The following is a 10,336-nucleotide window of genomic DNA, read 5'->3' on the forward strand; positions in this document are numbered from 1 at the left end:
TCGGCGCCGTTCGCGCCAGTGCCTTGCGCGCTCACCTAGAAGCGCCTCCCGCGGCCGCGTATGCGACCCTTGGAGACGAAGCCCTCGTAGTGGCGCATCATCAGCTGCGACTCGAGCTGGCGCAGGGTGTCGAGCGCCACGCCGACCATGATGAGGAGGCCGGTGCCCGAGAACGCGAGCGAGAGCTGCTGCTGGCCCGTGAGCCAGGAGAAGGTCTGCGGCAGCGCGTTGACGAGGCCGAGGAAGAGCGCCCCCCACAGCGTGATGCGGTTGGTGATGCGGGTCAGGTGCTCGGTCGTCTGCTGCCCGGGGCGCACGCCGGGCACGAAGCCGCCGTACTCGCGCAGGTTCTCGCTGATGCGGCGCGGGTCGAACGAGATCTGGGTGTAGAAGTAGGTGAAGCCCACGATGAGCAGGGTGCTGAGGATGATGCCCTGCCACACGGACGGGTTGAACCAGGCGCCGAGCGCCTGGAGCCAGGCGATCTCCGGGAACGCCCCGATGAGGGTCTGGGGCAGCACGAGGATGGCGACGGCGAAGATGATGGGGATCACGCCGGCGGCGTTGACGCGCAGCGGGATGTAGGTGGTCTGACCGCCCATCACCTTGCGCCCGACGACCTTGCGGGCGTACTGCACCGGGATGCGCCGCTCCGCCTGCTGCACGAGCACCATGCCCGCGATCGACACGATGAGGAGCACGAAGTAGAAGAGGAGCCCGAACACGTTGGACTCACCGGCGCCGATGAGGGCGAACTGCTGCCCGAGGGCGCCCGGGAACGACGCCACGATCCCCGCGTAGATGATCAACGAGATGCCGTTGCCGATGCCGTACTCCGTGATCTTCTCACCGAGCCACATGACGACCGTGATGCCGGCCACCTGGGTGACGAGCACGACGAACCAGAAGAACGGACCGTTCGACCAGCCGACCTTGAGGGCGCCGGACGGGCCGATCAGGGCGATGGCCAGGAACAGCGCCTGGATGGCGCCGAGCGCCGTGGCGCCCCAGCGCGTGTACTGGGTGATCTTGCGCCGCCCCTCCTCGCCCTCCTTGGAGAGCTTCTCGAGGGGCGGGTAGGTGCTCTGCAGCAGCTGGATGATGATGCTGGCCGTGATGTAGGGGATCACGCCGAGCGCCGCGATCGAGAAGACCTCGAAGTTGCCGCCCGAGATGAAGTTGAGGAGCGAGAACACCCCGCCACCGAACCCGCCCGCCTTCAACGTGGCGATGTCGATCCCCGGCGTGGGGATGTGGACCATCAGGCGGTAGGCGGCGAGGAGTCCGATGGTGACGAGCAGCTTGGCCCGCAAGTCCGGGATGACCAGAGCATTGCGAAAGGCCTTCAGCATGCTTAGGCTCCCTCGGCCGGCGCCGCGGGGAGCACGACCTTGCCCCCGGCGGCTTCCACGGCGGCCAGAGCCCCCTTGGAGGCCGCATCGACCGTGATGACGAGGCCCGTGACGGTCAGCTCACCGTCGGCGAGGAGCTTGATGGGGTGGTCGGCGCGCCTGACCAGGCCGGCGGCGACGAGTTCGGCCGCGCCGACCTCGGCGCCGGCCGCGAAGCCGCCCAGGTCACGCACGTTGACGAGCTGCAGCGGCTCCTTGACGCGCGTGAAGCCGCGCTTGGGGAGGCGCATGATGAGGCGCGAGCGCCCGCCTTCCCAACCGGCACCCTGGCTGAAGCCGGAGCGGCTGGTCTGCCCCTTCTGGCCGCGGCCGGCGGTCTTGCCGCGTCCGCTGCCGACGCCGCGCCCCAGGCGCTTGCGGTCCTTCGTCGAGCCGGGCGCGGGCTTGAGTTCGTTCAGCTTCACCGCTTCTCGTTCCCTTCGATGACGAGCAGGTGCTTGACCCGCTCGACCATCCCGCGAGTCGATTCGTTGTCGACCACCTCGCGCACGTCACCGATCTTCTTCAGCCCGAGGGCGTTGACGGTGCCGCGCTGCCGCTTGGTGGTGCCGATGAGGCTGCGGACGAGCTTGAGTCTCATTCGGCGCTCTCCCGCACGCGCTTGGCCTCGTCGTAGGTGCGGAGCTGCTTGAGGCCGTCGATGACGGCGTAGGCGACGTTCGTCTGGTTGCGGCTGCCGAGTTCCTTCGTGAGGAGGTTGCTGTAGCCGGCCAGCTCGACGATGGCGCGCGGCACGCTCCCGGCGATGACGCCGGTGCCGGCGCCCGCGGGCTTGAGCATCACGCGGCTGGTGCCGTGCTCGCCCAGCACCTCGTGGGGGATGGTGCCCGGGTCCTGGATGGGCACGTCGATGACGTTGCGGCGGGCAACGTGCTGGCCCTTCTGGACCGCCACCGGCACCTCGCGCGCCTTGCCGAGGCCCACCCCGACGCGCCCGTTGCGGTCGCCGATGACGACCATTGCGCCGAACCGGAAGCGCCGGCCACCCTTGTAGGTCTTGGCGGTGCGGCGGATGAAGATGACCTTGTCTTCGAAGTCGGTGTCAGCCATCAGAACTCGAGGCCTCCTTCACGGGCCCCTTCGGCCAGGGCCTTGACGCGACCGTGGTACCGGAAGGAACCGCGGTCGAAGACGACGCTCTTGACCCCCGCGGCGAGGGCGCGCTCCGCCAGCGCCTTGCCGACGGCGGCGGCCTGCTCGGTCTTGCTGCCGGCCGGCGTGAGCGTCTTGCTGTTGGCCTCTGCGACGGTGGTGCCGTGCTCGTCGTCGATGACCTGGGCGTAGATGTGCTTGGCGCTGCGGAACACGGACAGCCGGAGCCTCCCGGTCTCGACCGGGCGGCGCAGGCGCCGGCGGGTGCGGTTGGCGCGACGTTCCTTGCGTGCGGTTATGGCGTTCATGCTCATTCCTATACCTGCCCGGATCAGCGAGCCGCGGACTTACCGGGCTTGAGACGGACGGTTTCGCCGGCGTACCTGACACCCTTGCCGTGGTACGAGTCCGGCGGCCGGAGCGCGCGGATGTTGGCGGCGACCTGGCCGACGAGCTGCTTGTCGATGCCGCTGACGGTGATGCGGGTGGGCTCGGTGGCCTGGATGGTGATGCCGGCGGGCGCCTCGACCACCACCGGGTGCGAGAAGCCGAGCGTCAGCTCGAGGTTGCTGCCCTTGTTAGCGCAGCGGAAGCCCACGCCGTGGATCTCGAGCTTCTTCTCGTAGCCCTGGGTGACGCCGGTGACGGCGTTGGCGATCAGGGTGCGCGCCAGGCCGTGCTGCGCGCGGTCGTCGCGGTTGTCGGTCGGCCGCACGACGTTGAGGGTGCCGCCCTCCTCCTTCAGCTCCATGCGGGGGCTGAAGACCACCTCGAGGCTACCCTTGGGGCCCTTGACTGCGACCTTGCCGGGCGCCTGGAGCTTCGTCTCGACGCCCTTGGGGAGGGCGATGGGTGAGCGTCCGATGCGCGACATCACCACACCTCGCAGACGATCTCGCCGCCGACGTTGGTGCGGCGCGCCTCGCGGTCGGCGAGCAGGCCCTTCGAGGTGGAGATGACGGCGAGGCCCAGCCCGCCGCGGACGACGGGCACGTGCTCGGCCTTGGCGTAGGCGCGGCGGCCGGGGGTGGAAACGCGCTTGAGGGAGTGGATGACCGGCGCGCGCTTGTGGCCGTACTTGAGGCCGATGCGCAGGTAGGGCTTGCCCTCCTTGTCGACCTCTTCGATCGACTTGAGGTAGCCCTCGGTCACGAGGAGCCGGCCGAGGGCCAGCTTGAACTTGCTCGCCGGCACGTCGACGCTCGCCTCGGCCTTGGCCACGGCGTTGCGGATGCGCGTGAGCATGTCTGCGATTGGATCCGTCTGCATTTACCTTCCTCCGTGGGGGCGGTTTCAGCGCGTGCGCGCCGACCTCTTCCCCGCTACTGCTTCGTCTCGCTTAGCTACTGCCGGCTGCGGTGGGCGCGGCGCGCGCCTCACCAGCTCGACTTGACGACGCCGGGCAGGTGCCCGAGGTGCGCCATCTCGCGCATGCAGATGCGGCAGACGCCGAAGTCGCGCAGGTAGCCGCGCGAACGGCCGCAGCGCGAGCAGCGGTTGCCGGCGCGGGCGCTGAACTTGGGGGTGCGCTTGGACTTGGCGATGTGAGCCTTCGTGGCCACTTGTCCTCCTTCCTTACTTGCGGAACGGCATGCCGAGGAGTTCGAGGAGCGAGCGCGCCTCCTCGTCGGTCTTGGCCGTCGTGACGATGGTGACGTCGAAACCGCGGGTGGCGTCGACCTGCTCGTAGCTGATCTCGGGGAACACCATCTGCTCGCGGATGCCGAGGCTGTAGTTGCCGCGGCCGTCGAAGCTGCTGGTGGGGACGCCGCGGAAGTCGCGGACGCGGGGGAGCGCGACGTTGATGAGCCGGTCGAGGAACGCCCACATGCGCACGCCGCGCAGCGTGACGCGCAGACCGACGGGCATGCCGGCGCGGACCTTGAAGTTGGAGACCGACTTCTTGGCGCGCGTGACGGCGGGCCGCTGCAGCGTGATGGCGGCGATCTCGCGGGAGGCCTTCTCGATGACCTTCGAGTCCTCGCGCGCCTCGCCGACGCCCATGTTCACCACGATCTTCTCGACCCGCGGGATGGCCATGGGGTTGCTGTAGCCGTGGCGCTCCGCCAGCTGCGGCTGGATGGCGGCGTACCGCTTCTTGATGGGGAGTTCGATCTTCTGTATGGTCATCACTCGTCCAACTGGCTGCCGCTCTTGACGGCGACGCGCACCTTGCGCCCGTCGTCGAGCCGGCGGTAACTGATGCGGGTCGGGACGCCCGCCTTGGGGTCGAGCAACTGCACGTTGCTGAGGTGGATGGTCGCTTCCTGCTCCACGAAGCCCCCGCGCGGGTTCTCCTGGGTGGGCTTCTGCGCCTTCTTGATGATGTTCACGTTCTTGATGAGCACGCGCTGGCGCTCGCGGTCGACGGCCATGACCTCGCCCTCGGAGCCCTTGTGCTTGCCGGCGATGACCCTGACGTTGTCGCCCTTCTTGATGCGCGACTTGGCCTGCGACATCACAGCACCTCCGGGGCGAGCGACACGATGCGCATGAACTTCTTCTCGCGCAGTTCGCGAGCGACGGGCCCGAAGACGCGCGTGCCGCGCGGCTCGTTCTGGGCGGTGAGGATGACGGCGGCGTTGCTGTCGAAGCGGATGGAGGAGCCGTCCTTGCGGTTCACTTCCTTCTTGGTGCGGACGATGACGGCCTTGACGACGTCGCCCTTCTTCACCGCCGCGTGCGGGATGGCGTCCTTGACGGCCGCCACGATCACGTCACCGACCGACCCGACCCACTGCTGGCCGGTGCCGAGGACGCGGATGCACTGGATGGTGCGCGCGCCCGAGTTGTCGGCGACGTCTAGGAAAGTCTCCTGCTGGATCATGTCAGTTCGCTCCCGCGGCCCTCAGGCGCGCGCCTTCTCCAGCAGGCGCGACACGACGAAGCGCTTGCGGCGGCTGATGGGGCGGCTGGCCTTGATCTCCACCAGGTCGCCGACCTGGTAGGCGTTCTCCTCGTCGTGCGCCAGGTAGCGCTTGGAGACGGTGACGACCTTGCCGTAGAGCGGGTGCTTGAAGCGCCGCTCCACGTTGACCGTCACGGTCTTGTCGGCCTTGTCGCTCACGACGCGGCCCTGCATGGTCTTGGTTACCTTCACCGTGTTCCCTCGGCCTTCTCCTTGGCGATGGTGAGCAGGCGGGCGATCTCACGCTTCGCCATCCGCGCCCTGCGCGGGTTGCTCGTGTGGCCGACCGCCGACTGGAGGCGCAGGTCGAAGAGCTCCTCGCGGCGCTTCTCCACCTCGGCGGCGATCTCGCCGGCGCTCATGTTCCTGACCTCATTGGGCTTCATCGTAGATCTCCCGCTTGACCATCTTCACCTTGATGGGGAGCTTGTGGCTGGCGAGGCGGAACGCCTCCTTGGCCTGCTCCTCGGTGACGTTGGCCACCTCGAACAGGACCCGGCCCGGCTTCACGACGCTGACCCAGTACTCCACCGCCCCCTTGCCCTTACCCATCCGCACTTCCTGCGGCTTCTTGGTGACGGGCTTGTCGGGGAAGATGCGAACGTAGATCTTACCACCGCGGCGGAAGTAACGGCTCATGGTGACGCGCACGGCCTCGATCTGGTTCGACTTGATCCAGGCCGGCTCGAGCGCCACCAGGCCGTAGTCGCCGAACGCGACGTAGTCGCCGCCCTTGGTGGCGCCGGTCATGCGACCGCGCATCTGCTTGCGGTACTTGACGCGCTTGGGTAGCAACATGGCTCAGCCACGCTCCTTACGGGCGCGCGGTCGCGCGTCGCGAGCTCCGGGCTTGCCGCCCGCGCCGTCGCGGCGCCTGGCGCCGGGGCGCCGCCGGCGCTTCTTGTCGTCGTCGACCTTCGGCCTGGGCAGGACGGCGGCCTTGCGCTGCTTGTCGCCCACGATCTCGCCATGGAAGACCCACGCCTTGACGCCGATGACGCCGTAGGTCGTGTTGGCGCGCGCGGTGCCGTAGTCGATGTCGGCGCGCAGCGTCTGCAGGGGCACGCGGCCGTCGGCGTACCACTCGGGGCGCGCCTGCTCGGCGCCGCCCAACCGGCCGGAGCAGCGGATCTTGACGCCGCGCGCGCCCGACTCCATCGTGCGCTGCACGGCCTGCTTCATGGCGCGGCGGAACGCGAAGCGGCGTTCGAGCTGCTCGGCGATGCGCTGCGCGATGAGCGCCGCGTTGGTGTTCGGGTTGGGGACCTCGGTGACGTTCACCCCGATGGTGCCGGGGATCTGCGCGCTCAGCTTGGTGCGCAGCGCCTTGATGGCCTCGCCCCCGCGACCGATGACCACGCCGGGCTTGGCCGTGTGGATGGTCACGTTGATGTTGTGCGCCGCGCGCTCGATGTCGATGCGGGCGATGCCGGAGTGGCCGACGTCCTTGTTGACGACCTTCCGGATGAGCTCGTCCTCTTGCAGGAGGCGCGGGTAGTCGGCCGGCGCGGCGTACCAGTGCGCGGACGGCTCCTTGTTCACGCCGAGCCTGAAGCCGACGGGGTTGATCTTATTTCCCACTACGTTCCTCCAGGGTGATCGAGATGCTGCAGGTGCGCTTGCGCATCAGGTCGGCCCGGCCGCGTGCGCGGGGCAGGAAGCGCTTGAGCGTTGGGCCCTCGTCGACCTCGATCGCCTTGACGAAGAGGCTGTCCTCGAACATGTCGTGGTTGTTGACGGCGTTGGCCTTGGCGCTCTTGAGCACCTTGAGCATCGGCAGCGCCGAACGCTTGTCGGTGAAGCGCAGGATGTCCTCCGCGGCGGTCACGTCCTTGCCGCGGATGAGGTCCGCCACGAGCCGCGTCTTGCGCGCGGTGATGCGCAGCTGGCGGAGGGAGGCCTTGGCTTGCTGCGCCACGGTCACTCCTTACGCGAGCCGGAGTGGCCGCGGAACGAGCGCGTGGGCGAGAACTCGCCCAGCTTGTGCCCGACCATGGTCTCCTGCACGAAGACGGGGACGTGTTGGCGCCCGTTGTAGACGCCGATCGTGTGGCCGACCATCTCGGGCACGACGGTGCTGCGGCGGCTCCAGGTCTTGATCACGCGCCGGTCGCCGGAGGCGTTGGCCGCGTCGATCTTCTTGAGGAGGTGGCCGTCGACGAACGGCCCCTTCTTTAGGCTGCGGGCCATGTTCAGCTCCCCTTCCGGCGCCGCACGATGAAGCGGCTGGAACCCTTGCGCTTGTCGCGGGTCTTCAACCCCTTGGCCTGCTGGCCCCAGGGGCTGACGGGCGGGCGTCCGCCCGTCGAGCGACCCTCGCCACCGCCGTGCGGGTGATCGACCGGGTTCATGGCGCGACCGCGCTGGTGCGGCTTGCGGCCCAGCCAGCGGGTGCGGCCGGCCTTGCCGATGACGACGTTCTTGTGCTCGCTGTTGCCCACGCCGCCGACGGTGGCGTAGCACTCGCCGTGCACCTTGCGGAGCTCGCCGGAGGGGAGGCGGAGCGTGACGTACGCGCCGTCGCGACCCTGGATCTGGATGCTGGTGCCGGCCGAGCGGGCGAGCTGCGCGCCCTTGCCCGGGAGGAGCTCGACGGCGTGCACGACCGCCCCGATGGGGATGAAGCGCAGCGGCATGGCGTTGCCGACGACCGGTTCGGACTCGGCGCCGCACACGACGACGCTGCCGACGCTCAACTTGTCGGGAGCGAGGATGTAGCGCTTCTCGCCGTCGCGGTAGTGCAGCAGGGCGATGTTGGCGCTCCGGTTCGGGTCGTACTCGATGGTGGCGACCTTGGCGGGCACGCCCTCCTTGTCCCGGCGCCGGAAGTCGACGACGCGGTAGCGGCGCTTGTGGCCGCCGCCACGGAAGCGCGTGGTGATGCGCCCGTGGTGGTTGCGACCACCCGACTTCTTGAGGGGCTTGACGAGCGACTTCTCGGGCGACTCGCGCGTGATCTCGGCGAAGTCGAGCGTGGTCATGCTGCGCCGGGAGGGGGTGTACGGCCTATAGCTCTTGGTTGACATCGGCTACCCGCCTCCTTAAGACAGGCCCTCGAGCTGCTCGATGCGCTGCCCGGCCTTGAGTGTGACGATGGCCTTCTTCCGCTCGGGGCGGCGGCCGGCGAAGCGGCCGAGGCGCTTGATCTTGCCCTGGACGTTGATCAGGTTGATCTTGACCACGTCGACCTTGAAGACCGTCTCGATGGCCTCGCGGATCTGGACGCGGTTGGCCTTCGGATGGACGTAGAAGGAGTACTTGCCGGCCTGGATGGCCTGGACGGCCTTCTCGCTGAGCACCGGCGCGAAGATGACGTCGTGCGGGTTCATGCCGACTCCTCCGCCCCGTCGAACAGCTTGGCGTCAGCGATGACGCGGTCGGCGCGCAGCACGTCGTAGACGTTGAGGCCCGCCGTGGCGAGCACGTCGATCCACGGCAGGTTGCGAGCGGCGCGGCGGGCGAGCTCGTCGTCGGTGACGAGCAGCACGCGCTCCTTGCCCTCGAAGCCGTGGGTCTTGGCCCAGGCGACGAACTCGCGCGTCTTGCCGTTGACCCCGAAGGAGTCGACGAGCGTGAGGCGGCCGTCGTGGGCGCGCGCGGCGATGGCCATCTGGAGGCCCAGGCGCCTGACGCGCTTGGGAAGGGTGTAGGCGTACGAGCGCGGCTGGGGGCCGAAGGCGGTGCCGCCCCCCACGAAGATGGGGGCCTTGCGGTCGCCGTGGCGGGCGCGGCCCGTGCCCTTCTGCGGGTAGATCTTGGCGGTGGAGCCCGACATCATGCCGCGCGTCTTCGTGGCGGCGGTGCCGCGGCGGCGCTTGGCGAGCTGCCAGCGTACGACCTCGTGCAGCACGGACTCCTTGGGTTCGGGCAGGTCGAGGGTGACCTTGCGCCCGCTGCCGATGACGTCGATCGTGACCGACATCAGCTCACCTTCCTCTTGGACTGGCGCACCTGCACGACGCCGCCGTTGGGTCCGGGGATGGAGCCCTTGAGCAGCAGCAGGTTGTCCTCCGGGCGCACCTCGACGACCTCGAGCCCCAACACCGTGACGGTCTCGCTGCCGTACTGCCCGGCCATGCGCTTGCCCTTGTAGACGCGGCCAGGGAACTTGCGTTGGCCGATCGAGCCGGGCGAGCGGTGCTTCTTCTTGACGCCGTGGCTGGCGGAGAGGCCGCGGAAGTTCCAGCGCTTCATCACGCCGGTGGTGCCTCGGCCCTTGGAGACTCCGGTGACGTCGACGGCCTCACCGGCCGCGAACACGTCTGCCTTGACCTCGTCGCCCTCCGGCGCGTAGTCGCGGAACTCCACCAGGTGGCGGTGTGGCGCCACGCCGGCGCGCTTGAAGTGGCCCGCCGCGGGCTTGTTCACCGCCTTGGCGGAGAGCTCGTGCCACCCGAGCTGCACCGCGGCGTAACCGTCGGTGGCGGGGGTCTTTCGTTGCACCACGGGGCACGGCCCGGCGAGCACGACGGTCACCGGCACGAGCCGGTCGCCTTGCCACACCTGGGTCATGCCCACCTTGGTGCCGAGGATTCCTTTCACTGTCAGCGGCCTCCGACGGTCTTTATCTCGATGTCGACCCCGGTCGGGAGGTCGAGGTGCATGAGGGAGTCGATGGTGCTCTTGGTCGGCGACTTGATGTCGATGAGCCGGTTGTGGGTCCGGATCTCGAAGTGCTCGCGGCTGTCCTTGTCGGAGAACGGTCCGCGCAGCACGCAGAAGCGCCTGATGCGAGTGGGGAGCGGCACGGGGCCGGCGACCTTGGCGCCGGTGCGGCGCACGGTCTCGACGATCTTGGTGGCCGACGAGTCGAGGCTACGGTGATCGAAGGCCTTGAGCTTGATGCGGATGCGTGGGGTCGCCATGGTTACTTGAGGACGGCGGTGACCACACCAGCACCAACCGTACGCCCACCCTCACGAAT

The 10,336-nt window shown here is 68.8% G+C and carries 22 protein-coding genes; all 22 read right to left on the bottom strand.

Features of this window, described 5'->3' with window-relative positions:
• Positions 1-35: 35 nt before the first annotated feature.
• The 22 genes from secY to rpsJ all read right to left on the bottom strand — a co-directional run bounded on the left by secY (position 36) and on the right by rpsJ (position 10,277).
• Entirely contained in the window at positions 36-1,352 is a 1,317-nt protein-coding gene (gene secY / locus H3C53_10570; GenBank protein MBW7917110.1) for a preprotein translocase subunit SecY, read from the bottom strand.
• Between the two features lie 2 nt (positions 1,353-1,354).
• The gene (gene rplO, locus H3C53_10575) at positions 1,355-1,816 is read right to left on the bottom strand and encodes a 50S ribosomal protein L15 (protein MBW7917111.1); all 462 of its coding nucleotides are present in this window, start codon (positions 1,814-1,816) and stop codon (positions 1,355-1,357) included.
• On the bottom strand, positions 1,813-1,992 hold the full coding sequence (gene rpmD / locus H3C53_10580; protein MBW7917112.1) for a 50S ribosomal protein L30: 180 nt from the start codon (positions 1,990-1,992) through the stop codon (positions 1,813-1,815). The genes rplO and rpmD overlap by 4 nt, the downstream gene beginning before the upstream one ends.
• The gene (gene rpsE, locus H3C53_10585) at positions 1,989-2,462 is read right to left on the bottom strand and encodes a 30S ribosomal protein S5 (GenBank protein MBW7917113.1); all 474 of its coding nucleotides are present in this window, start codon (positions 2,460-2,462) and stop codon (positions 1,989-1,991) included. The genes rpmD and rpsE overlap by 4 nt, the downstream gene beginning before the upstream one ends.
• Positions 2,462-2,812, bottom strand: a complete 351-nt coding sequence (gene rplR / locus H3C53_10590) for a 50S ribosomal protein L18 (protein ID MBW7917114.1) — start codon at positions 2,810-2,812, stop codon at positions 2,462-2,464. The genes rpsE and rplR overlap by 1 nt, the downstream gene beginning before the upstream one ends.
• A 23-nt stretch (positions 2,813-2,835) precedes the next feature.
• Positions 2,836-3,378, bottom strand: coding sequence for a 50S ribosomal protein L6 (gene rplF, locus H3C53_10595; protein MBW7917115.1), 543 nt, complete (start codon positions 3,376-3,378; stop codon positions 2,836-2,838).
• Positions 3,378-3,773 carry a 30S ribosomal protein S8 gene (rpsH, locus tag H3C53_10600; GenBank protein MBW7917116.1) on the bottom strand — a complete coding sequence of 132 codons (396 nt, stop codon included), beginning with the start codon at positions 3,771-3,773 and terminating at the stop codon, positions 3,378-3,380. Before rpsH ends, rplF begins: the two co-directional genes overlap by 1 nt.
• A gap of 107 nt (positions 3,774-3,880) precedes the next feature.
• Entirely contained in the window at positions 3,881-4,066 is a 186-nt protein-coding gene (locus H3C53_10605; GenBank protein ID MBW7917117.1) for a type Z 30S ribosomal protein S14, read from the bottom strand.
• A gap of 13 nt (positions 4,067-4,079) precedes the next feature.
• Complete coding sequence (gene rplE / locus H3C53_10610; GenBank protein MBW7917118.1) at positions 4,080-4,634, bottom strand: 50S ribosomal protein L5; 555 nt, start codon at positions 4,632-4,634, stop codon at positions 4,080-4,082.
• Positions 4,634-4,963, bottom strand: a complete 330-nt coding sequence (rplX, locus tag H3C53_10615) for a 50S ribosomal protein L24 (GenBank protein ID MBW7917119.1) — start codon at positions 4,961-4,963, stop codon at positions 4,634-4,636. The genes rplE and rplX overlap by 1 nt, the downstream gene beginning before the upstream one ends.
• The gene (rplN, locus tag H3C53_10620; GenBank protein ID MBW7917120.1) at positions 4,963-5,331 is read right to left on the bottom strand and encodes a 50S ribosomal protein L14; all 369 of its coding nucleotides are present in this window, start codon (positions 5,329-5,331) and stop codon (positions 4,963-4,965) included. Before rplN ends, rplX begins: the two co-directional genes overlap by 1 nt.
• A 21-nt stretch (positions 5,332-5,352) precedes the next feature.
• Positions 5,353-5,586: a 30S ribosomal protein S17 gene (gene rpsQ / locus H3C53_10625; protein ID MBW7917121.1), complete on the bottom strand. Its 234-nt coding sequence runs from the start codon at positions 5,584-5,586 to the stop codon at positions 5,353-5,355.
• 14 nt (positions 5,587-5,600) lie between these two features.
• On the bottom strand, positions 5,601-5,798 hold the full coding sequence (locus tag H3C53_10630; protein MBW7917122.1) for a 50S ribosomal protein L29: 198 nt from the start codon (positions 5,796-5,798) through the stop codon (positions 5,601-5,603).
• Positions 5,785-6,210 carry a 50S ribosomal protein L16 gene (rplP, locus tag H3C53_10635; protein ID MBW7917123.1) on the bottom strand — a complete coding sequence of 142 codons (426 nt, stop codon included), beginning with the start codon at positions 6,208-6,210 and terminating at the stop codon, positions 5,785-5,787. The genes H3C53_10630 and rplP overlap by 14 nt, the downstream gene beginning before the upstream one ends.
• A gap of 3 nt (positions 6,211-6,213) precedes the next feature.
• Positions 6,214-6,993, bottom strand: a complete 780-nt coding sequence (gene rpsC / locus H3C53_10640) for a 30S ribosomal protein S3 (GenBank protein MBW7917124.1) — start codon at positions 6,991-6,993, stop codon at positions 6,214-6,216.
• Positions 6,983-7,330 carry a 50S ribosomal protein L22 gene (gene rplV, locus H3C53_10645; GenBank protein ID MBW7917125.1) on the bottom strand — a complete coding sequence of 116 codons (348 nt, stop codon included), beginning with the start codon at positions 7,328-7,330 and terminating at the stop codon, positions 6,983-6,985. The genes rpsC and rplV overlap by 11 nt, the downstream gene beginning before the upstream one ends.
• 2 nt (positions 7,331-7,332) lie before the next feature.
• Positions 7,333-7,602, bottom strand: a complete 270-nt coding sequence (gene rpsS, locus H3C53_10650) for a 30S ribosomal protein S19 (protein MBW7917126.1) — start codon at positions 7,600-7,602, stop codon at positions 7,333-7,335.
• A 2-nt stretch (positions 7,603-7,604) separates the two neighbouring features.
• Complete coding sequence (gene rplB / locus H3C53_10655) at positions 7,605-8,438, bottom strand: 50S ribosomal protein L2 (protein ID MBW7917127.1); 834 nt, start codon at positions 8,436-8,438, stop codon at positions 7,605-7,607.
• 15 nt (positions 8,439-8,453) lie between these two features.
• A complete protein-coding gene (locus tag H3C53_10660; GenBank protein MBW7917128.1) occupies positions 8,454-8,741 on the bottom strand; it encodes a 50S ribosomal protein L23 in 288 nt (95 codons plus the stop codon).
• Entirely contained in the window at positions 8,738-9,334 is a 597-nt protein-coding gene (rplD, locus tag H3C53_10665; protein MBW7917129.1) for a 50S ribosomal protein L4, read from the bottom strand. Before rplD ends, H3C53_10660 begins: the two co-directional genes overlap by 4 nt.
• Positions 9,334-9,954 (bottom strand): 50S ribosomal protein L3, encoded by a 621-nt coding sequence (rplC, locus tag H3C53_10670; GenBank protein MBW7917130.1) that lies wholly within the window; start codon positions 9,952-9,954, stop codon positions 9,334-9,336. The genes rplD and rplC overlap by 1 nt, the downstream gene beginning before the upstream one ends.
• Before the next feature lie 2 nt (positions 9,955-9,956).
• Entirely contained in the window at positions 9,957-10,277 is a 321-nt protein-coding gene (rpsJ, locus tag H3C53_10675) for a 30S ribosomal protein S10 (GenBank protein MBW7917131.1), read from the bottom strand.
• Between the last annotated feature and the right edge of the window lie 59 nt (positions 10,278-10,336).

The sequence above is a fragment of the Trueperaceae bacterium genome (assembly GCA_019454765.1).
In the GTDB taxonomy this organism is placed as follows: Bacteria; Deinococcota; Deinococci; order Deinococcales; family Trueperaceae; genus JAAYYF01.